This is a genomic window from Rathayibacter sp. AY2B5 (genome assembly GCF_002931645.1).
Lineage (GTDB): Bacteria > Actinomycetota > Actinomycetes > Actinomycetales > Microbacteriaceae > Rathayibacter.
This window is the reverse complement of sequence record NZ_PSUE01000029.1, coordinates 17,363-37,728: the sequence shown is the minus strand read 5'-3', so window position 1 is coordinate 37,728 and position 20,366 is coordinate 17,363. Positions and strand designations below refer to the sequence as shown.

Sequence of the window (20,366 nt, the reverse complement as noted above, 5' to 3'; positions counted from 1 at the left end):
CACTCCACCCGCCCCCGCCACCCCCGGAAGCCGACCGCGGCGAGCCGGGCGCGGACCGGCTCGCCACAAGCACAGCCGAACCAGTGATCCGCGTGCCAGCGGATCGCTGTAGGCGAACGCGACCCGCTCCACCCGCCCCGCCATCTCCGAAAGCCGACCGCGGCGAGCCGGGCAGGGACCGGCTCGCTACTTGATCAGCCGCGACAGCAGCCGGTCGGCGAGGATCCTGCCGTCGGTCTGGCAGGTGGGGCAGTACTGGAGCGTGGAGTCGTGGAAGACCACCTGGCGGATCGTGTCGCCGCAGACGGGGCACGCCTCTCCTGTGCGGCCGTGGACGCGCATGCCGAGCTTCTTCTCGCGCTTGAGGTCGGCCGCGTGCAGGCCCTCGGCGCGGGCGAGCGCCTCCTCGAGTGTGTAGCGGAGGGCCGCGTAGAGGCGGTCCAGCTCGTCGGCGTTGAGCGCGGCGTGCTTGAAGGGCGACATGCGCGCCACGTGGAGGATCTCGTCGGAGTAGGCGTTGCCGATGCCGGCGATGCGGGACTGGTCGCGGAGGACGCCCTTCACCTGCGCCCTGCCCGCCGTGGCGAGGATCGCGCCGAGGATCTCCTCGGTGAACTCCGGGTCCAGCGGATCGGGACCCAGCCGGGCGACGCCCGGGACGTCGAGCGGATCGGCGACGATCGAGAGCGCGAGGCTCTTCTTGGTGCCGGCCTCCGTCACGTCGAACCCCGACCCGTCGTCGAGGACCAGCCGCGCGGCGAGCGGTCCCCGGCCGGGCTTCGCCGGCGCCGTCGGCCGCTCGGGCCGCCAGCGGACCCAGCCGGCGCGGGCGAGGTGCAGGAGAACGTGGGCCTCGCCGACTGCGAGGTCGAGGAACTTGCCGTGCCGCGACACTCCGTGGACGGTCTCGCCGGAGAGAGCCGACGGCGGGATGGCCACGGTCTTGAGGGCGGAGATCGCGAACACGTCGAGCCGCTCGAGGACGCGTCCGCCCAGGCGCGCGTCGAGATCTAGAGCGAGGGCCTGGACCTCGGGGAGTTCGGGCATGCGACCACCCTGGCCCGCGTGTCCCGCACCGTCCACCCCTGGCGGAGGGGACGGCAGCGGGTCAGTCGCCGAAGCGCGTCGCCGCGACCTTCCGCAGGAACAGCTCGTGGAACCGGTAGTCGCCGGTGATCTCGGGATGGAACGCCGTCCCGAGGAGGTTGCCCTGCTCGACCGCGACCACCCGCCCGTCGGCGACACTGGCGAGCGCGGTCGCCCGCTCGCCCAGCTCCTCCACGACCGGTGCGCGGATGAAGACCGCGTGCACCGGCGGATCGCCGATGGCCGGCACGTCGAGATCGGTCTCGAAGGAGTCGAGCTGGTTGCCGAACGCGTTCCTCCGGACCGACACGTCCAGGCCGCCGAAGCTGCTCTGGCCGTCGATGCGGTCGAGGACCCGGTCGGCGAGCATGATCAGCCCGGCGCAGGTCCCGTAGACGGGCATCCCCGCACTGATCGCCTCGACGACCGGCTCCGCGAGGCCGAAGAGGCGCGACAGCTTGTCCATCACCGTGGACTCGCCGCCCGGGATGACCAGCCCCGCGACGGTGGCGAGCTCCTCCGGGCGTCGCACCAGCACCACCTCGGCGCCCAGCTCGCGCAGGACGTGCGCGTGCTCGCGGAAGTCGCCCTGCAGCGCGAGGACCCCGACGCGGAGCCCCTCGAGGGACTCCCGCGCCGATCCTGCGCCGGCGAGCGGCGCGTCGGCGCTACCAGCCACGCTCGGCGAGGCGGTGCGGCGCGGGCACGTCGGCCACGTTGATGCCGACCATCGCCTCGCCCAGGCCGCGCGAGGCCTCCGCGACGACCTTCGCGTCGTCGAAGAAGGTGGTCGCCTTCACGATCGCGGCCGCGCGCTTGGCGGGCTCGCCCGACTTGAAGACGCCGGAGCCGACGAACACGCCGTCGGCGCCCAGCTGCATCATCAGCGCCGCGTCGGCCGGGGTCGCGACCCCGCCGGCGGTGAAGAGAACGACGGGGAGCTTGCCGGTCCGGGCGATCTCTACGACCAGGTCGTAGGGGGCCTGCAGCTCCTTCGCGGCGACGTAGAGCTCATCCTTGGTCATCGCCTTCAGGCGGTTGACCTCGCCGGAGATCGTGCGGATGTGCTTGGTCGCCTCGGAGACGTCGCCGGTGCCGGCCTCGCCCTTCGAGCGGATCATCGCTGCGCCCTCGGTGATGCGGCGCAGCGCCTCGCCCAGGTTGGTCGCTCCGCAGACGAAGGGGACGGTGAAGTTCCACTTGTCGATGTGGTTCACGTAGTCGGCGGGCGAGAGGACCTCGGACTCGTCGATGTAGTCGACGCCGAGCTCCTGCAGGATCTGCGCCTCGACGAAGTGGCCGATGCGCGCCTTCGCCATGACGGGGATCGACACGGCGGAGACGATGCCGTCGATCAGGTCGGGGTCGCTCATGCGTGCGACGCCGCCCTGCGAGCGGATGTCGGCGGGGACGCGCTCGAGCGCCATGACGGCGACCGCGCCGGCGTCCTCCGCGATGCGGGCCTGATCGGCGTCGACGACGTCCATGATGACGCCGCCCTTGAGCATCTCGGCGAGACCGCGCTTGACGCGGCTCGAGCCGAACTGCTCGGGAGCGGACGAGGACGGAGTGGTGGTGTCGGTCATGTTCGCGAGTCCTGTTCTGTGCGGCGACTTCCGCCGACGGCAGCTCCGAGTCTACGAGACGGCGCCCGCCGTCCGCGGCGCTGGACAGGGGGCCGGGCGGCGGTCTAGAGGCTCGGCCAGGCCGCCGCGAGGCTCGCCCGCACGTCGCCGAGCAGCTGCGGGAGCGCCTTCGTGCGGGCGATGATCGGGAAGAAGTTCGCGTCGGTCGCCCAGCGCGGAACCACGTGCTGGTGCAGGTGCGCGGCGATCCCCGCTCCCGCGACCGCGCCCTGGTTCATCCCGAGGTTGAAGCCGTCGTTGTTCGAGACCGAGCGGACGACGCGCATCGCCGTCTGCGTGAGCGCTCCGATCTCGGCCACTTCCTCGGGAGTGGCCTCGTCGTAGAGCGGGATGTGCCGGTACGGGCAGACCAGGAGGTGGCCGGAGTTGTACGGGAACAGGTTCAGCAGGACGTAGGCGTGCTCCCCGCGGGCGACGATGAGGGCCTCCTCGTCGCCCAGCGTCGGCGCCACGCAGAAGGGGCAGTCGTCGGCTCCGGGCTGCCCCTTCTGGATGTAGACCATCCGGTGCGGCGTCCACAGGCGCTGGAACTCGTCGGGAACCCCGGCGAGGTGCGCCGAGCCCTCCGCTCCCTCGGGCACGCAGCCGTCGCTCACGCTCAGACCTGCGCCTTCGAGGCGACGGCCTCGCGGATGCGCGCGACGGCGTCGGCGACCAATATCCCGTTCTCCTGCGTGCCGTCGCGGAAGCGGAAGCTGACGGCTCCGGCGTCGCGGTCCTTCTCCCCCACGATCATCTGGAAGGGCACCTTCTGCAGCGTGGCGTTGCGGATCTTCTTCTGCATCCGGTCGCTGGAGTAGTCGATCTCGGCGCGGATGCCCGACCGCTTGAGCTCGCCGACGACCTCCTCGAGGTAGGGCAGGTACTCGTCGGCGATCGGGATGCCCACGACCTGGACCGGCGACAGCCAGACCGGGAACGCCCCGGCGTAGTGCTCGGTGAGGATCGCGAAGAAGCGCTCGATGGAGCCGAAGAGCGCGCGGTGGATCATCACGGGCCGCTTCTTCGAGCCGTCCGAGGCCGTGTACTCGAGCTCGAAGCGCTCGGGCTGGTTGAAGTCGAGCTGGATGGTCGACATCTGCCAGGTGCGGCCGATGGCGTCGCGCGCCTGCACCGAGATCTTCGGACCGTAGAACGCCGCTCCTCCCGGATCCGGCACCAGCTCGAGACCGGAGGCGACGGCGACCGCGCGCAGCGACTCGATCGCCTCCTCCCACTGCTCGGGCGCACCGACGAACTTCGGGTTGCCCTCCTCGTTCGTGGACAGCTCGAGGTAGAAGTCGTCGAGGCCGTAGTCGCGCAGCACCTGCAGCACGAACTCGAGGTTGCGGGTCAGCTCGGCCGACACGTCCTCCTGCGCGACGTAGATGTGGGCGTCGTCCTGGGTCAGGCCGCGCACGCGGGTGAGGCCCTGCAGGGTGCCGCTCTTCTCGTAGCGGTACACGGTGCCGAACTCGGCCAGGCGCAACGGGAGCTCGCGGTAGCTGCGGCCGCGCGAGCGGAAGATCAGGTTGTGGAACGGGCAGTTCATGGGCTTGAGGTAGTAGTCCTGGCCCTGGCGGGTGACGTTGCCGTCCTCGTCCTGCAGCTCGTCGAGGTGCATCGGGGGGAACATCCCCTCGGAGTACCACTGCAGGTGCCCGCTCGTGAGGAACAGGTCGCCCTTGGTGATGTGCGGCGTGTAGACGAGCTCGTAGTCGTGGGCGAGCAGCTGCTCGCGCATGTACTGCTCGATCTCGTAGCGGATGATCCCGCCCTTGGGGTGGAAGACCGCGAGGCCGGAGCCGATCTCGTCCGGGAAGGAGAACAGGTCGAGCTCGTGGCCGAGCTTGCGGTGGTCGCGGCGCGCCGCCTCCTCGAGGCGGACCTGGTGCTCGCGAAGCTCGTCCTTCGTGGGCCACGCGGTGCCGTAGACGCGCTGCAGCTGCGGGTTCTTCTCCGAGCCGCGCCAGTAGGCGGCAGCGTTGCGGGTCAGGGCGTAGCCGTTGCCGATCATGCGGGTGTTGGGCAGATGCGGGCCGCGGCAGAGGTCCTTCCAGACCGTCTCGCCGGAACGCGGGTCGACGTTGTCGTAGATGGTGAGCTCGGCGCCGCCGACCTCGACGCTCTCGTCCTCGGCTCCCCCGCCCTTGATCCCGATCAGCTCGAGCTTGTAGGGCTCGCCGGCGAGCTCGGCGCGCGCCTCCTCCTCGGAGACGACGCGGCGCACGAACCGCTGGCCCTGGCGGACGATGCGGTCCATCGCCTTCTCGAGCGCCTTCATCGCCTCGGGCGTGAAGGGCTCCTCGACGTCGAAGTCGTAGTAGAAGCCGTCGGTGACGGGCGGGCCGATGCCCAGCTTCGCCTCCGGGTTGATCTGCTGCACCGCCTGCGCGAGCACGTGGGCCGCGGAGTGGCGGAGGATGTTCAGCCCGTCCGGCGAGGAGATGAGCACCGGCTCGATGCGGTCGCCCGGCACGACGTCGGCGGCGAGGTCCTTGAGCTCCCCGTTGACGCGGATCGCGACCACGGCCCGGTCGGTGAAGTGCGTGAATCCCGTGCCCGCCTCGGTGACGACCGAGTGGGACTCGTTCTCTGCGGGATTCGACGGTTCGTTCGACACGTGCGGGCACTCCTCGGGCTCGGTTGACCCCTCGACTGTAGTCGGCGGCGGCCTCTACCCGAGCGCGTCGCGCACGCGGACGCCGAGCGCGCGCAGAGCGGAGGCGAGCTCGTCCCGGTCGGCGCCGGGGAGCACGAGCGAGCTGCGCTCGAGCTGGTGCAGGAGGACCTCCTCCAGGCCGGGCGGCAGGGAGTCCACGGCGAGCGCCCCCTCGAGTGCGGCGAGCACGGCGACGACGGCCACCGCGTCGCGTGCCGCGAGTCTGCGTGCGCTGATCTCCATGCGTCTCCGTCCGTGTCGTCCGACCCCGTCACCCTGCCGACAGGACGTGCCCCGGAGAGGGGCGCGGGGGCGACCGGTGCGCAATCCGTCCAGGTGGCATCCTGGTCCGATGGGTGCCGGTCCTGCGCTGCAGCGCTTCACGCGCTCCGGGGCCGATCTGGAGGAGGCGCGGCGCTTCTACTCGGACGGCTACGGCGGGTCGGGATTCCGGACGGAACCGGTCGAGCGGCCCTTCTCCTTCCGCTACGACGTCTCCGGGAGCGAGGGCGTGAGCCTGCGGACGTCTGTTTTCCGGGGCTCCGTGTCCGGGGGGCTGCGTCCGGCGGGCGAGTACGTCGTCTCGTGGTTCCTCTCCGGCACGAGCGTGGTGGACCCGGAGGGCGATCGGATCGTCCACCTGCCGGGGCGGCCGGTCGTGTTCCCCAGCGCGCGTCCGTTCGAGTTCGTCAGCCGCGACTTCCAGCAGCGGCTCGTGCACGTGGCCGCCGGCCTCCTCGAGCAGGTCGCGTCCGAGGCCGGCGACGGCGTGCCGCTGCCGCTCGTCTTCGACCACCGCTCGATCGCCTCCGCGTCGGCACTCCCGGGCTGGTGGCGGGCGGTCGACGACTTCGCGGGCGTCCTCCGGTCGGGCCGCGAGGCGACAGCGCTGCAGCTCGTGGCGGCCGAGCGCGGCGTCGCTCTGCACCTGCTCGCGACCTTCGCGCACCGGCCGGTCGTCGTTCCGGCGCAGGTGCTGCGGCCGGGGCTCGAGCACCTGCTGCGTGCCGCCGAGTTCCTGCACGCGTTCGCCGCGTCGCCCGTCACCGTGTCCGACATCGCGACAGCGGCGGGGCTCACTCCGCGGGCGCTGCAGGCCGCGTTCCGGAGGCACTTCGGCGACACTCCGCTCGGCTACCTGCGCGGCGTGCGTCTCGACCGGGCGCGCGTCGAGCTGCGCGAGGGCGCTCCGGGCGAGGAGACCGTGCGCGCCGTCTCCGCGCGCTGGGGCTTCCTCAACCAGGGCCGCTTCTCGGGGGCGTACCACCGCCGCTTCGGCGAGTACCCGGTGGAGACCCTGCGCCGCTGACGCTCAGGCGCCGGGAGCGAGATCGCGGGCGTAGCAGACCGAGTGCTCGGACCCGATGTAGGCGCCGAACGGCGGGATGGCGTGGTAGCCCTCCCGGAGGTAGAACCGCATCGCGTCGGGCTGGAGCGTCCCGGTCTCCAGCACCAGGCGCGTCGTGCCCAGAGCGGCCGCCCGCGCCTCGAGCGCGCGCAGGACGGCCGTGGCCGCTCCGGTGCCGCGGGCGGCGCGGTCGGCGAACATCCGCTTCACCTCGATCGCCCCCGGTCCGAGGACGTCGTCGTCGAGAGGCCGCAGTCCGCCGCAGGCCACCGCCGTGCCGCTCGCGTCGCGGGCGACGAGGAAGACGGGCACGTCGTCGGCCGAGGGCGGCGTGCCGGGCTCGTGGTCGTCGTTGCCGTAGCGCTCGTCGAGCTCGCACCGCTGCGCGTCGCGCAGACGCTCGGCGTCCGGGTGGGTCCACGCCACCTCGTCGATGGTCCAGCTCATGAGGGCTCCTCCCGGCCGCGCGGCGGGCACGGCCGAGGCCATTCTGCCGCGCCAGCTCCCTCCGGCCGGCCCGGTGGCAACCCCTTCCGCGCCGGGCCGCAGCGGGCGTCGACTGGAGGCCCACCGACGAAAGGACTCACCGTGCTCTCCGACTCCCCCATCGGCCCCGTTCTGCTCTCCCGCGACCTCGCCGCCTCCCGCGCCTTCTACGCCGGCTCCCTGGGACTGGAGGTCCTCGAGGAGAGCGAGTCGGCGATCGCCTACTCCTGCGGCGGCACGCGGCTCACCGTCACCGCCAGCACCACGGGCTCGAAGGACGAGCAGACCAAGGCCGCCTGGCGGGTGGCCGACCTGCGCGCCGAGCTGGACGCGCTGGCAGCTCGGGGCGTGGCTCCGGAGGACTACGACAGCGACGAGCTGCGCACCGAGAACGGCGTGGCCGACCGCGGCAGCGTCTGGGCGTCCTGGATCCTCGATCCCGACGGGAACGCGCTCAGCATCGAGCAGCCCAAGAGCTGATCGGCGCCGCTCTAGACTCGCCCCATGCCCGACGACTCCGCTCCGCTGCCCGCGCCCGGGTGGTACCCGCATCCGGCCGACCTCGGCTCGGAGCTCTACTGGGACGGCGCGGCGTGGACGGACCGGTCCCGCCCGTCCTCCTCGGCGCCCGCTCCCGCCTACGGCACGCCCCCGGGCGCTCCGGAGCAGGAGCTGTACGCCTATCCGTCCGCCCCGTCCTCCGCGGCGGGCCGCAACCCCATGGCGATCGCGAGCCTCGTGCTCGGCGTCCTGAGCCTGCTGATCAATCCGCTGCTGATCCCCTCGATCCTCGCCATCGTCTTCTCGGCGAAGGGCCGGGCGGCCGCACCGCTCGTCGGAGGCGGTCGCGGGCTCGCGACGGCCGGACTCGTCACCGGGATCCTCGGTCTGGTGTCGGGCGTCTTCACCATCGTCGGCAACCTCTCGGCCGGGGTCCCCGGCCTGGCCGGCTGACCGGGGTGCCGCGGCCCTCGACGCCCCGATGACCGCGCGCCGGAGCGCTCCCTGGCTCCTCGTCGTGGCGGTCGCCCTGGTCGCGCTGGTCCTGCGCGGTCCGATCGTCGCCGTCGCGCCCATCATCGACGCGGTGCGCGAGGACCTCGCGCTGTCCGCGGGCCAGGCGGGGATCCTCACCAGCATCCCCGTGCTCTGCTTCGCCCTGGCGACTCCGCTCGCCCTCCTGGTGATCCGCCGCGCGGGACCCGACGCCGCCGTGACCGTCACGGTGATCGGCGTCGCGCTCGGCACGATCATCCGATCGATCGGCGACGTGGGACCGGCCGTGGCGGGCACCATCCTGATCGGCGTCTCCATCACGATCGGCAACGTCGTCCTCCCCGTCGTGATCCGGCGGGACGTCGCTCCCGAGCGCGTCGACCTCACGACGGGCGTCTACACCGCGGCCCTCAACATCGGCTCGACGATCACCTCGCTCGGCACCGCTCCGCTCGCTCTAACCCTCGGCTGGCGAGGCGCCCTGCTCGTCTGGCTCGCCCTCAACGCCCTCGCTCTGGCCGGCTGGCTCGTGGCCGTGGGGCCTCGGGCGGCCCTGCGTCCGACTCCCCGCCCGTCCCGCGCCGACCGCGCACCGGCCGCACCGGCTCCGCGGATCTTCCGCAGCGCGACCGTGCTGGCGCTCGCGCTCTGCTTCTCGAGCCAGGCGTTCTCGTACTACGGAGTGACGGCGTGGCTCCCCTCGCTGCTCGTCGACCGCAACGGCTTCTCGATCGCGACCGCGGGCGCGAGCGCCTCGGTGTTCCAGCTCGCCGCGGTCGCCGGCGCCCTCGGCGTCCCGCTCCTGGTCCGGAGGCTCGGACCCCTGGGGAGCATCGTGCTCGTCGGCCTCCTCTGGTGCACAGTGCCGGCGGGGCTGCTGCTCGCCCCGCAGCTCTGGGCGCTCTGGTGCGTGCTGGGCGGCGCGGCCCAGGGCGGAGGATTCACGGTGGTCTTCGTGCTCGTCGTGCGGCTCTCCCGCTCCGACGCCCACGCGTCGCGGCTCTCGGCCACGGTGCAGGGGATCGGCTACGCCGTGGCCGCCACCGCCCCGACCGTCATCGGGTTCGCGCACGACGCGAGCGGCGGCTGGGAGGCTCCGCTGCTGACCGTCCTCGCCGCGACCTGCTCCTTCCTCCTCTTCGGCACCCTCGCCGCTGCGCGCCAGCGCCGGGCCTGACCCGCGACACGACCGGCCGCGCCGTCAAGGGGGCCGTCCGACGACTGTCGGCCCCGTAGCGTGTCCGCATGGCCGAGCAGAGCACGACCCGCGAGAAGACAGCGCCCGATCCCGACGATTCCCGGAAGCCCGACGACGTCACCGACATCACCAAGCGCTCCTGGTTCTACGTCCTCAAGAAGACGGCCCGCGAGTTCGGCGCGGACCAGTGCACCGACCTCGCCGCCGCGCTCACCTACTACGCCGTGCTCGCGCTCTTCCCCGCCCTGCTCGCGATCGTGTCGGTGCTGGGGCTCTTCGGCCAGGCGCAGGCCACCACCGATCTGGTGCTCGACCTGATCGGGAACCTCGCGTCGAGCGAGGTCGTCGACCTGCTGCGCGACCCGATCCAGGCGCTGACCAGCTCCTCCGCCGCGGGTCTCGCCTTCGTGACCGGTGTCGTCGGAGCGATCTGGTCCGCCTCCGGCTACGTCGGCGCCTTCGGCCGCGCGATGAACCGCGTCTACCAGATCGACGAGGGGCGCCCCTTCTGGAAGCTCCGCCCGACGATGCTCGGCGTGACCGTGGTGACGGTCGTCCTGATCGTGATCGCTGCGCTCATCCTCGTGCTCAGCGGACCGGTCGCGACAGCCGTCGGCGACGTCGTGGGCCTCGGCCCCGCCGCCCTCACCGTGTGGAACATCGCGAAATGGCCGGTGCTCGTGGTCATCGCGATCGTGATCGTCGCGATCCTGTACTACTGGGCGCCCAACATCCGCCAGCCGAAGTTCCGCTGGATCAGCATCGGATCGATCGTCGCCCTGGCGATCTGGCTGATCGCCTCGACCGGCTTCGCGTTCTACGTGGCCAACTTCTCCAACTACAACAAGACCTACGGCTCGCTCGGCGCGGTGATCGTCTTCCTCCTCTGGATCTGGATCACCAACATCGCCCTGCTCTTCGGCGCGGAGTTCGACGCCGAGCTCGAGCGCGGACGCGAGCTGCAGGCGGGCATCGAGGCGGAGGAGACCATCCAGCTCCCCCCGCGCGACACCGCCGCGAGCGACAAGAAGGCGGCCGTGCACGAGAAGGACGTCCGCGACGGACGCTGGCTGCGCCTGGCGAGCGAGAACCGCAGCGACGAGGGCGCGGCCCAGGACGACGAGGCCGCGAAGAAGAAGTGACTCAGGACTCGGACGACCAGAGCGCGCGGTAGTAGGCCGCGCGCTCGTCGTCCGGATCGGCTCCGTACTCCGCGAGGAGCAGCGGAGTGTGGCCGGGGCCGTAGTTCCAGCCGAGGCTGACCGCGGCGACCGCCAGATCCGCCCAGCGGTCGCCCACGCCCAGGTCGCCGACGTCGACCGTGCCGCTCCAGCGTCCGTCGTCGTCGACGAGCGTGTTCGGAGCGCACGCGTCGCCGTGCACCACGACGGGGTCCACGAGCTCCGGAGCCGCGCCGAGCGCCGACGGCCGGCGCGCGAACCAGGAGTCGCCGCGCAGCTCCTCGGGTACCGCGTCGACGGGGAGCGCGTGGACCGCCCGCAGGCCGGCCGCGATCGCGCGAACGGCCTCCTCCGGCCGGGCTGTCCACTTCGGATCGACGGCGCTCCGCCCGGGCAGCGGTGCGGTGAGGAGCCACTGCCCCTCGTCGTCCTCGCCCGCCTCCAGGATCCGGGGCACGTCGATCCGCCCCTCCAGCCAGCGCAGACGCGCGATCTCGCGACGGAGGTCGAGGCCCGTGGACCGGGGATTCCACTTCAGGTACCCGGCGTCCACGCGGAAGGTCAGCCCGTCGAGCTCGTTGCGCCAGACGAGCGCCGGATCGGTGCCGCCGTTCAGGCGCCTCGCCGGCGACGGGATCCGGACGCCCTCGAGCGAGGACTGCCGTGCGAGGTCCGGACCGCTCATGCCCTCAGGGTAGGCGCTTCGATCCTGAGAGGATCCGCATGCCGCGGACCGCGCCACCCGCCTCCTCCGAGCAGAGCGCCTTTACCCTGACGGGCGTGCCGGAGCAGCCGCCCGGCGCGATCCGGTGACGAGGGAGCCCCCGTGACGCAGAGCGACGACGACCGCGGGCACGCGCAGCCCGACTTCTCGAAGGAGCAGGAGGGCTACCGTCCCGGGCTCAAGCCCCGGCAGCTGCAGATGATCGCCATCGGCGGCGCGATCGGCACCGGCCTCTTCCTCGGCGCGGGCGGGCGACTCGCCACCGCCGGTCCCTCGCTCGTCGTCGTGTACGCGGTCTGCGGCGTCTTCGCCTACCTGATCCTCCGCGCGCTCGGCGAGCTGGTCCTGCACCGGCCGAGCTCGGGCTCCTTCATCTCCTACGCCCGCGAGTTCCTGGGCGAGAAGGCCGCCTTCGTCGCCGGATGGATGTACTTCCTGAACTGGGCGATGACCGCGATCGCCGACGTCACCGCGGTGGCCCTGTACGTGAAGTACTGGTCGCTCTTCTCCTCCGTGCCCCAGTGGCTCCTCGCACTCATCGCCCTGGTCGTCGTGCTCTCGCTGAACCTCGTCTCGGTCAAGGTCTTCGGGGAGCTGGAGTTCTGGTTCGCGCTCATCAAGGTCACGGCGCTGGTGGTCTTCCTGGTGATCGGCGTCGTCGTGCTCGCCGCGGGCTGGCCGCTGCAGTCCGGCGGCGTCTCCGTGGACCCCGGGATCAGCCTCTGGAACGACAACGGCGGCATCCTGCCCGGCGGCCTGATCGCCAGCGTCCTGGTCGTCCAGGGCGTGGTGTTCGCCTACTCCGGAGTCGAGCTTGTCGGCACGGCGGCGGGCGAGACCGCGGAGCCGGCGAAGGTCATCCCGCGCGCCATCAACTCGGTCATCCTGCGCATCGCCGTCTTCTACGTCGGCTCGGTGCTGCTGCTGACGCTGCTGCTGCCCTACACGGCCTACTCGAAGGGCGAGAGCCCGTTCGTCACGTTCTTCAGCTCGCTGGGCGACGGCTCCTCGGGCGAGATCGCCGGATCGATCATGAACTTCGTCGTGCTGACGGCCGCGCTCTCCAGCATCAACGCCGGGCTCTACTCGACCGGCCGCATCCTCCGCTCCATGGCGCTCAACGGCTCCGCCCCCGCCTTCACCGGCCGGATGAACAAGCAGGGCGTCCCCTACGGCGGCATCCTGCTCACGGCGAGCATCACCCTGATCGGGATCGTGCTGAACCTCTTCGTGCCGTCCGAGGCCTTCGAGATCGTCCTCAACGTCTCGGCGCTGGGCATCGTCACGGGCTGGGGCATGATCGTCCTCTGCCAGATGCAGCTGCAGCGCTGGGCGGCCCACGGGCGCCTGGAGCGCCCGTCCTTCCGGATGCCCGGCGCCCCGGTGACCTCGTGGCTCACCCTGGCGTTCCTGGTGATCGTGGTGGTCCTCATCGCCGTCGACTTCCCGACCGGCACCTGGACCGTGGGGATCGTCGCGGTGGTCGGCGTGCCCGCCCTGATCGTGGGCTGGCACGTCGCGAAGCCGCGCATCCTGGCGATCGCGTCCGCCCGTGACGGCTTCACCGGCGCCCACCCCGTGATCGCCGCCCGTCCGGCCTCCGAGGCCAAGCGCGACGGGAACGAGCGGCGCCGCGAGTAGGGCGGGTCAGCGCCGGCGGAGGTAGCGCAGGAGCAGCGTGTCGCCGGCGCTGAGCACGTGCGCCAGGTGCTGCGGGCGCGGTCCGGGGACGTCGCCGCGGGCGAGCCTCCCGGCGTCGCCCGCCTCGAGCGTCGGAGCGACGGTCAGGCAGAGCTCGTCGACGGCGTCCGCGGCGAGCAGGGTCCCGAGCAGCGACGGACCGCCCTCGCAGTGGATCCTGCCGAGCCCCCGCTCCGCGAGCTGCGCCCGCATCCGCGTCGCGTCGAGCTCTGCGTCGCCGCAGACGAGCACATCGGCGACCTCGGCGAGCTCCGCGCGGCGGCGGGCCGGCGAGGAGCCGGTGGTCACGACGATCGGGCGCACCGGCGCCTCGGTGAAGATCCGCGAGGCGGGATCGAGGTCGAGCGACCCCGAGACGATCGCGAAGACGGGCTGCGGGGCGCGCCCGGTGCCGAGCCGCGCCCGCACGGACTCGTCGCTCAGCACCATCGGACCGTAGCCCTCGGTCCGCACCGTGCCGGCCGCGACGAGCACGACGTCGGCGAGCCGGCGGAGCAGGTCGAACACGCGCAGGTCCGCCGCTCCCCCGAGATCGCCCGAGACGCCGTCGCGGGTGACCGCTCCGTCGACGCTCGCGACGAAGTTGACCCGGAGCCACTGCCCGCCCGCCCCGTCCGCGTAGAGGGCCAGCAGAGCCTCGTCGGACAGGTTCTGCCCGGCCGGCGACAGGCCGTCGATGCGGGCGCTCACGCCGCCGGCTCCACGTTGTGGCGGAGGAAGACGGGCGCTCGCCAGCCCAGCACCGCCTCCGTCATCCGCACGGCGTCCACCGCCTGGCGCACGTCGTGCATGCGCACGATCCGCGCACCGTTCAGGATGCAGATCACCGCGGCGGCGAGGGAGCCCTCGAGGCGCTCCCCCTGCGGCCGGTCCAGCGCCTCGCCGATGAAGTCCTTGTTGGAGACCGCGGCGAGCACCGGGAAGCCGAGCGCGGCCACCTCGCCCAGCCGGCGGGTGAGCTCGAGCGTGTGCAGGGTGTTCTTGTTCAGGTCGTGACCCGGATCGACGATGATCCTCCCGGCAGGCACTCCACCCGAGAGCGCGCGATCGACGCGGCTCCGCAGGTGGTCGACCACGGTCGCCACGACGTCGTCGTACTCGGGTCTCTCCGGCTCGCTGCGGGGGGCGCCCACGCTGTGGGTGATGACGAGCTGGGCGGAGGAGGAGGCGACGACCTCGAGCATCCGGGGGTCGTGCAGCCCGCTCGTGTCGTTGACGACGGAGGCGCCCGCGGCGATGCTCGCGCGCGCCACCTCGGCGCTCGTCGTGTCCACCGAGACGACCACGTCGCTCCGCTCCGCGATGCCCGCCACGACGGGGACCACCCGGTCGAGCTCCTCCTGGAGCGTGACGGCGGGGCCGCGGCCGAACGGCACTCCGCCGATGTCGACCCAGTCGGCGCCGAGCTCCGCGGCGCGCACGGCGGCCGCGATGGCGCTGTCCAGGGCGAAGGTGGAGCCCTTGTCGTAGAAGGAGTCGGGTGTGCGGTTCACGACCGCCATCACGGCCACCTGCCGCTCGAAGTCGAACTCTCGTCCGCCGATGTGCCGCGTGGTCATGGGCGCGTCCCTCCCGCTCGGAGCGCCGGGAGAAGGCCGGCGCCGCTCACCCTAGACGAGCGGAGTCGGCGGAGGCTGGAGCGGGCCGCCCTCGAGCAGCGCCTGGAAGAGGACGTGGTCCTGCCACTCCCCGGCGATCCGCAGGTAGCGCCGCGCGACGCCGATCCGCTCGAAGCCGTTGCGCTGCAGCACGGTCTGCGATCCGACGTTGTGGAGGAGCGTCCCGGCCTGCACGCGGTGCAGCCCCAGATCCTCACGCGCGGTGCGCAGGACGGCTCCGACCGCGCGGGTCATCACGCCGCGGCCCTGCAGACCGCTGTCGAGCCAGTAGCCGAGATCGCCGCTGTCGAAGGCGCCGCGGACGATGTTCGCGAGAGTCAGCCGACCGATGATCACGCCGCCCGCGTCGAGGACGAGCGGGAGGACGCTGCCGGCCCGGTGCGCGGCGAGCGCGTCCGCGACGGCGTCGGTCTGGCCCCCCGCCTCGAAGAAGCGGGTCGAGCGCGTCGGCTCCCAGGGCGCGAGGTGCCGGCGGTTGCGCCGGTACGCGGCGGCGAGGGCCGGTCCGTCGTCCCGCGAGACGAGCCGCAGGAGGGTGCCCTGGTCGTCGACGGGGATCGGGGCGGGCATCCTGCGAGGGTAGCGCCGGAGCCGGGAACGACAGAACCCCCGGCCAGGGGCCGGGGGTTCTCGTGGTGGGCGATACTGGGATCGAACCAGTGACCTCTTCCGTGTCAGGGAAGCGCGCTACCGCTGCGCCAATCGCCCGTTGCTCCGCGCGGAGCGCCTCGTTCGGTGAACGATCGAGGTGGATACGGGATTCGAACCCGTGTATACGGCTTTGCAGGCCGCTGCCTCGCCTCTCGGCCAATCCACCGTGTACGGGATTCGGTGTCGGCGGCCCGAAGGCCGACCAGGTGGGAGGCACCCGAGGGTGCCGTCCCGATGACGCCGGTCCGAGGACCGGTGTTCGAGCGGATGACGAGATTCGAACTCGCGACCCTCACCTTGGCAAGGTGATGCGCTACCGCTGCGCCACATCCGCATGTAGGTCGTACTGGTGTTACCGTTTTGCGTGTCGTGCTGTCTTGCTGTCTGTCCGGCGCTTTCGCTGCCCGGCTCGACCTAGAAGAATGTATACGACAGCGGCGCCGGAATCCAAATCGAGCGGACGCCGATCCCGCCGCTCGGAGTCCGATCCGCGTCTTTCCGCGCGAAACCGGCTCGTCGCCGTCCGTTCACCCGGGCGTGGCGGGCGTCGGCGGTGCATCCGGGCCCCGCGGATCCGCTACGATCGTCTCTCGGGTCGTCCAGCACGTCCCCCTGGGCGATTGGCGCAGTTGGTAGCGCGCTTCCTTCACACGGAAGAGGTCATCGGTTCGAGTCCGGTATCGCCCACCCTCACCCCCGGTCCGTGCTCACGCACTCGGCCGGGGGTTCTCTCGTGCCGCCGCGGTCGTCCTCCGGCCTCGCAGCGCCCAGTCGAAGGAGCCGACCCGCGATGATGGGCCGCTCGCACGCCGTCTCCGGTGCGCTCGCCTGGGCCGTCGCCGCCTCCGTGCCCGCCGTCGCCGGGCCCCTCGGCCTCGCGGGTCTCCCGCTCGACCTCCGACTGGTCGGCCTCGGAGTCGCCGCCGGCTGGGCCCTGGTGCCCGACGCGGACCACGCGAGCGCGACCGTCTCCCGCTCGGCGCCGGGCGCCTCCCTGCTCACGGCGACCGCGGGCCGGATCAGCGGAGGGCACCGGCACGGGATGCACTCGCTGCTCGCGGTCGCCGTCGTCTGGTACCTGGTGCCGGTGCTCACGGCGCTGCGCTTCCCGGTGCCGGTCGTCGGCCCCGTCGCCGTGGCCGCCGTGCTCACGCTGCCCGCCCTCGCGTTCGCCGCGAAGGCCGTCCGGGCCGCCCCCTCCTGGCGCATCGCCTGGGCCGGGGCGACGGTCGTCACGGTCCTGCTCGTCGCGCTCGCCGACGGCACCTGGGCGTGGCTCCGGGTCGCCGCGACGCTGGGCTACCTCGTGCACGTGGCCGGCGACGCCCTCACGACCGGCGGGATCAACTGGCTGTGGCCGCTGCGCGTGCGCCTGCCGCGGCGCCTGCGCCGGACACCGCTGCGCCACGTCTGGACCACCGGCGGCTACGCCGCGCTGCCCGTCCTGGGCTCCGCCGGGTCCTGGCGCGAGACGGTCCTCTACTGGCTGATGTCCGCGGCGACGATCGTGCTCACCGCCTCGATGATCACGGCCGAGCTGCTGTAGCCCGGGGCGCCCTCCTCAGAAGACCTTCCCCGGGTTCATGATCCCCAGCGGGTCGAACACGGCCTTGATCCCGCGCTGGAGCGCCAGCGAGTCCTCGCCCAGCTCCTCCGCCAGCCAGCGCCGCTTGAGCAGTCCCACGCCGTGCTCGCCCGTGAGCGTGCCGCCGAGGGCCAGGGCCGTGCGGAAGAGCTCCGCGGCGGCGTCCCAGACGTCCTCCCCCACGGGTCCGTCCCCCGCGGGCAGCACGAAGTTCGGGTGGAGGTTCCCGTCCCCCGCGTGGGCGACGGTGGGGATCCTGAGCCCCGTCCGCTCCTCGATGCCGCGGATCGCCGCGAACATCGCCGGCAGCGCGGAGCGGGGCACGCAGACGTCCTCGATCAGCACCCGGCCCTCCGCCTCGAGCGCCGGGTGGAAGGCCCGGCGGACGGCCAGCAGAGCCTCACCCTCGGCCGGGTCCTCGGTCGCCTCGGCGGCGCCCCCGGAGGCGGTCACGATCTCGAGGACGCGCTGCGACTCCTCCGCCGCTCCTCCGCCGTCCGTCTGGACGAGGAGGTAGGCGGCACCGCGGTCCAGCATCGCTCCGGTGTAGCGCGAGATCGCGGCGAGCGCCGCCTCGTCCATCAGCTCCATCACCGCGGGACGGAGCCGCGCGGCGGTGATCGCGGCGGAGGCGGCGGCCGCGGCGACGACGCTCGGGAAGTACGCGCCGACCGTGACCACGCGCCCGGTCGGGATCGGGCGGAGCTTCACGGTGGCCTCCACGATGACGCCCAGCGTCCCCTCGGAGCCGGTCAGGAGCGCGGTGAGGTCGTACCCGGTGACTCCCTTCACGCTGCGGCGGCCGGTGCGGAGCAGGCGTCCGTCGGGGAGGACGACCGTCAACCCGAGCACCGCCTCGCGGGTCACGCCGTACTTGGCGCACAGCAGCCCCCCGGCGTTCGTCGCGATGTTGCCGCCGATGCTCGAGATCGCGCGGCTCGCGGGGTCGGGCGAGAAGACGAGGCCGTGCGGAGCGACGGCGTCCGACAGCGCCTGATTGATGACCCCGGGCTCGACCACCGCCAGCTCGTCCTCGAGCGACACCTCGAGGATGCGGTCCATGGCGGCGGTCGAGAGGACGAGCGCTCCCCCGCTCGCCACTCCCCCGGCAGCGAGGCCCGTTCCCGCTCCGCGCGGCACGACCGGGAGCCGGTGCTCCGTCGCTGTGCGCAGCGCCGCCTGCACGTCCTCGACCGAGCGGGCAGCGACGAGCGCGAGCGCGCGGCCCGGTGCGGAGAAGCCCGACTTGTCGGTGTGCACGGCCTCGAACCGGGGGCCCTCGGTCAGGACCGCGTCGCCGAGCGCGTCGCGCAGCTGTCGGAGGATCTCGTGGTCGTGCATGGTTCACTCCGTGCGGTCGCGGGCGGGTCCTGCCGATCCTTCCACGGGCGCGGGGCAGGATGGCGGGATGACCGGAGAGACGCGATGGCCGCGGTGACGAGCGCGGGGATCCTGCTGCACCGCGAGGGCCCCTCCGGCACCGAGGTGTTCCTCGGGCGGATGGGCGGCCCCTTCTGGACCCGGCGCCCCCGCGCGTGGACGATCCCGAAGGGCGTGCACACGGGCGACGAGACGCCGCTGGACGCCGCGCGCCGAGAATTCGAGGAGGAGACCGGCGCTCCTCCGCCCGACGGGGAGCTGACCCTCCTCGGTGCGTTCCGGCAGAGCGCGGCCAAGACCGTCACGGTCTTCGCCGGGCGCGGACTCGCGGACACCGCCTTCGTCGCGAGCAACACCTTCGAGCTGGAGTGGCCGCGGGGCTCCGGCGTGCTGCGCAGCTTCCCCGAGCTGGAGGACGCCCGGTGGCACCCGCTCGACGAGGCCCGCTCGCTGGTGGTGGCCGGGCAGGTCGCCGCCCTCGACGCGCTGGCCGAGCTGCTGGCGGATCCGGACGGCGGGGACCGGGCCGGCACCGCTCCCTAGTCGGCGGTCGCGTAGACCCGCAGGCCCAGCGGCACGATCCGCACCACGGCCTCGTCGAATCCGTCGCGGGAGCCGTCGAAGCGCTCGGTCTCGCCGTCGTGCGCCCACTCGGGGTCGTCCCCCGCGGGCCGGCGCGCGCCGACGGTGATCTCCGGCGTCGAGAACGACTCCACCACCGGTGCCCGCCAGCCGGGCACACGGCCGACCACCGGGGTCGCCGTACGGCCGAGCAGGAGCGAGAACGCTCCCCGAGTGCGCGGAGTCCGTCCTGAGTGCAGGATGCGCACGTCGAGGTGGCCGTCGTCGAGCCGACGCCGGGCGAGCGGGGCGGCCGTGCGCGGGTGCTCCTGGTTCACCCCGACGAAGTACGACCAGACGAGCTGCGTGCGCCCGTCGCGCCGGAGCTCGAACGGATCGGTGCGCCGCACGACCGAGAGGGCCGCGATCACGGCGGCGAGCGGCTTCCCGATCCGCTTCTCGCGCTTCTCGCGGGCCGCGACGAACTCCGGGTAGACGCCGATCGAGACCGTGTTGAGCACCGTGACCGGTTCTCCCCCGTCCGCGACGACCTCGGCCACGTCGACATCGCGGCGCTCGCCGATCGTCGCCGCGTCGAGCGCGTCCTGGACGGTGAGCAGCCCCAGCGCCTTCGCGAAGTGGTTCATGGTCCCGCCCGGCAGCACGAGCAGCGTCATCCCCTCGGCGCGGGCGAGAGCGGCACCGACCGACATGGTGCCGTCCCCGCCGTAGGTCCCGAGCACCCGGGGCGGAGAGTCCCCCGAGCGCGCCTCGCGCACCACGTCGGCGAGGTCCTCCCCCTCGGTCAGCCGGTGCACGCGCGCCTTCGGGAACCGGGCTCGGACCAGCGGCTCGGGATCGGGGCGGTGCGAGTCCCGGCCCGCGCCGGGGTTGAGGACCACGAGGAGGGCGGCGCCGTCCCCCAGCGGGCTGCGGTCGACGGGGGGCCGGGTCGCGCGCTCCGAGACGGGCACGTGGCGCGGCTCGGCCGGCAGGACGGCTCGGCCGACGACCGCGACCGCCGCGCCGAGCGCCGCGCCGCCGAGGACGTCCGAGAGCCAGTGGACGCCGACGTGCAGGCGGGAGAAGGCCACGGCGGCGGCGAGCGGGGCGACCGCCGCCCCCACTCGGGGCGACTCGAGCGCGACCCCGGCGGCGAAGGCGGCGGCGCTCGCCGCGTGCCCCGAGGGGAAGGACGCCGACGTCGGCACCGTCGCCAGGCGCCGGCCGACCGGGACGTCGACGAGGAGCGGCCGGTCGCCGCCGAACACGCGCTTGCCGACCAGGTTCGCGAGCGCGCTGGCCGCGGCGAGCGAGGCGGTCCCCCGCAGAGCCTCGCGGGGACGGCCCGCCAGGAGCAGCAGAACGCCGACGCCGGCCCAGAGGACTCCGTGGTCCGCGGCCCGGGAGAGCCCCACGAGCGCCCCGTCGACGACGGTCGACGGTCGACGGGCGTTCAGCCGCCGGGCCGCACGAGCGTCCGCCCGGCGCACGACGCGCGGGACGGTGACGAGTCGGCGGAGCAGGACGGACGGGGGTCGGGTTCCGCGGAGGGCCATGTGC

21 protein-coding genes and 4 tRNA genes are annotated in these 20,366 nt (G+C 72.9%); 9 read left to right on the top strand and 16 right to left on the bottom strand.

The features are described 5' to 3' along the window. Nucleotides 1–186: 186 nt before the first annotated feature. The 6 genes from C5C30_RS15155 to C5C30_RS15130 all read right to left on the bottom strand — a co-directional run bounded on the left by C5C30_RS15155 (nt 187) and on the right by C5C30_RS15130 (nt 5,616). A complete protein-coding gene (locus C5C30_RS15155; RefSeq protein ID WP_104334019.1) occupies nt 187–1,047 on the bottom strand; it encodes a DNA-formamidopyrimidine glycosylase family protein in 861 nt (286 codons plus the stop codon). Between the two features lie 61 nt (nt 1,048–1,108). Then, on the bottom strand, nt 1,109–1,681 hold the full coding sequence (gene pdxT / locus C5C30_RS15150; protein WP_244229657.1) for a pyridoxal 5'-phosphate synthase glutaminase subunit PdxT: 573 nt from the start codon (nt 1,679–1,681) through the stop codon (nt 1,109–1,111). Between the two features lie 73 nt (nt 1,682–1,754). Next, nucleotides 1,755–2,672 (bottom strand): pyridoxal 5'-phosphate synthase lyase subunit PdxS, encoded by a 918-nt coding sequence (pdxS, locus tag C5C30_RS15145; protein ID WP_104224629.1) that lies wholly within the window; start codon nt 2,670–2,672, stop codon nt 1,755–1,757. Nucleotides 2,673–2,776: 104 nt separating this feature from the next. Then, the gene (locus C5C30_RS15140; protein ID WP_258065999.1) at nt 2,777–3,328 is read right to left on the bottom strand and encodes an HIT domain-containing protein; all 552 of its coding nucleotides are present in this window, start codon (nt 3,326–3,328) and stop codon (nt 2,777–2,779) included. Nucleotides 3,329–3,330: 2 nt separating this feature from the next. Continuing rightward, a complete protein-coding gene (gene thrS, locus C5C30_RS15135; protein WP_258066002.1) occupies nt 3,331–5,241 on the bottom strand; it encodes a threonine--tRNA ligase in 1,911 nt (636 codons plus the stop codon). 147 nt (nt 5,242–5,388) lie between these two features. Then, nucleotides 5,389–5,616 (bottom strand): hypothetical protein, encoded by a 228-nt coding sequence (locus C5C30_RS15130; RefSeq protein WP_104225342.1) that lies wholly within the window; start codon nt 5,614–5,616, stop codon nt 5,389–5,391. Nucleotides 5,617–5,725: 109 nt separating this feature from the next. On the opposite strand from C5C30_RS15130, the gene C5C30_RS15125 reads away from it, so the two are divergent. Beyond that, nucleotides 5,726–6,682, top strand: a complete 957-nt coding sequence (locus C5C30_RS15125; RefSeq protein WP_104327523.1) for an AraC family transcriptional regulator — start codon at nt 5,726–5,728, stop codon at nt 6,680–6,682. 3 nt (nt 6,683–6,685) lie between these two features. On the opposite strand, the gene C5C30_RS15120 is transcribed toward C5C30_RS15125, so the two are convergent. Beyond that, entirely contained in the window at nt 6,686–7,168 is a 483-nt protein-coding gene (locus tag C5C30_RS15120) for a GNAT family N-acetyltransferase (protein WP_104225442.1), read from the bottom strand. A 141-nt stretch (nt 7,169–7,309) separates the two neighbouring features. On the opposite strand from C5C30_RS15120, the gene C5C30_RS17805 reads away from it, so the two are divergent. From C5C30_RS17805 to C5C30_RS15100, 4 genes are all read left to right on the top strand, one after another. Further along, a complete protein-coding gene (locus C5C30_RS17805; RefSeq protein ID WP_104334016.1) occupies nt 7,310–7,687 on the top strand; it encodes a VOC family protein in 378 nt (125 codons plus the stop codon). Between the two features lie 24 nt (nt 7,688–7,711). After that, nucleotides 7,712–8,161 carry a DUF2510 domain-containing protein gene (locus C5C30_RS15110; protein ID WP_104251081.1) on the top strand — a complete coding sequence of 150 codons (450 nt, stop codon included), beginning with the start codon at nt 7,712–7,714 and terminating at the stop codon, nt 8,159–8,161. Between the two features lie 28 nt (nt 8,162–8,189). Beyond that, nucleotides 8,190–9,380, top strand: a complete 1,191-nt coding sequence (locus C5C30_RS15105; protein WP_104334015.1) for a CynX/NimT family MFS transporter — start codon at nt 8,190–8,192, stop codon at nt 9,378–9,380. Between the two features lie 68 nt (nt 9,381–9,448). After that, nucleotides 9,449–10,543: a YihY/virulence factor BrkB family protein gene (locus C5C30_RS15100; protein ID WP_104239455.1), complete on the top strand. Its 1,095-nt coding sequence runs from the start codon at nt 9,449–9,451 to the stop codon at nt 10,541–10,543. Between the two features lies 1 nt (nt 10,544). Here C5C30_RS15100 and C5C30_RS15095 read toward each other — a convergent pair whose 3' ends face one another. Next, nucleotides 10,545–11,267 (bottom strand): aminoglycoside 3'-phosphotransferase, encoded by a 723-nt coding sequence (locus C5C30_RS15095; RefSeq protein WP_104318968.1) that lies wholly within the window; start codon nt 11,265–11,267, stop codon nt 10,545–10,547. 141 nt (nt 11,268–11,408) lie between these two features. Here C5C30_RS15095 and C5C30_RS15090 point away from each other — a divergent pair, with 141 nt between their 5' ends. Then, nucleotides 11,409–12,947: an amino acid permease gene (locus C5C30_RS15090; protein ID WP_258065996.1), complete on the top strand. Its 1,539-nt coding sequence runs from the start codon at nt 11,409–11,411 to the stop codon at nt 12,945–12,947. Nucleotides 12,948–12,953: 6 nt separating this feature from the next. Here C5C30_RS15090 and C5C30_RS15085 read toward each other — a convergent pair whose 3' ends face one another. The 6 genes from C5C30_RS15085 to C5C30_RS15060 form a co-directional block, all read right to left on the bottom strand. Next, entirely contained in the window at nt 12,954–13,697 is a 744-nt protein-coding gene (locus C5C30_RS15085) for a pyrimidine reductase family protein (RefSeq protein WP_104334014.1), read from the bottom strand. Beyond that, nucleotides 13,694–14,566 (bottom strand): dihydropteroate synthase, encoded by an 873-nt coding sequence (gene folP, locus C5C30_RS15080; protein ID WP_104267382.1) that lies wholly within the window; start codon nt 14,564–14,566, stop codon nt 13,694–13,696. Before folP ends, C5C30_RS15085 begins: the two co-directional genes overlap by 4 nt. A 51-nt stretch (nt 14,567–14,617) precedes the next feature. Beyond that, complete coding sequence (locus tag C5C30_RS15075) at nt 14,618–15,196, bottom strand: GNAT family N-acetyltransferase (RefSeq protein WP_104334013.1); 579 nt, start codon at nt 15,194–15,196, stop codon at nt 14,618–14,620. Nucleotides 15,197–15,259: 63 nt separating this feature from the next. Next, a tRNA-Val gene (locus tag C5C30_RS15070) sits at nt 15,260–15,334 on the bottom strand. A 38-nt stretch (nt 15,335–15,372) separates the two neighbouring features. Continuing rightward, nucleotides 15,373–15,443, bottom strand: a tRNA-Cys gene (locus C5C30_RS15065). Nucleotides 15,444–15,539: 96 nt separating this feature from the next. Continuing rightward, nucleotides 15,540–15,611: transfer RNA gene (locus C5C30_RS15060), tRNA-Gly, on the bottom strand. 280 nt (nt 15,612–15,891) lie between these two features. On the opposite strand from C5C30_RS15060, the gene C5C30_RS15055 reads away from it, so the two are divergent. Continuing rightward, a tRNA-Val gene (locus C5C30_RS15055) sits at nt 15,892–15,964 on the top strand. A gap of 103 nt (nt 15,965–16,067) precedes the next feature. Beyond that, a complete protein-coding gene (locus C5C30_RS15050) occupies nt 16,068–16,823 on the top strand; it encodes a metal-dependent hydrolase (protein WP_104269509.1) in 756 nt (251 codons plus the stop codon). 15 nt (nt 16,824–16,838) lie between these two features. On the opposite strand, the gene C5C30_RS15045 is transcribed toward C5C30_RS15050, so the two are convergent. Then, nucleotides 16,839–18,203, bottom strand: a complete 1,365-nt coding sequence (locus C5C30_RS15045; RefSeq protein WP_104334012.1) for an FAD-binding oxidoreductase — start codon at nt 18,201–18,203, stop codon at nt 16,839–16,841. An 84-nt stretch (nt 18,204–18,287) separates the two neighbouring features. Here C5C30_RS15045 and C5C30_RS15040 point away from each other — a divergent pair, with 84 nt between their 5' ends. Beyond that, nucleotides 18,288–18,785 (top strand): NUDIX domain-containing protein, encoded by a 498-nt coding sequence (locus C5C30_RS15040; RefSeq protein WP_104225352.1) that lies wholly within the window; start codon nt 18,288–18,290, stop codon nt 18,783–18,785. On the opposite strand, the gene C5C30_RS15035 is transcribed toward C5C30_RS15040, so the two are convergent. Then, on the bottom strand, nt 18,782–20,362 hold the full coding sequence (locus C5C30_RS15035; RefSeq protein WP_104334011.1) for a bifunctional phosphatase PAP2/diacylglycerol kinase family protein: 1,581 nt from the start codon (nt 20,360–20,362) through the stop codon (nt 18,782–18,784). The genes C5C30_RS15040 and C5C30_RS15035 overlap by 4 nt on opposite strands. Nucleotides 20,363–20,366: the final 4 nt, after the last annotated feature.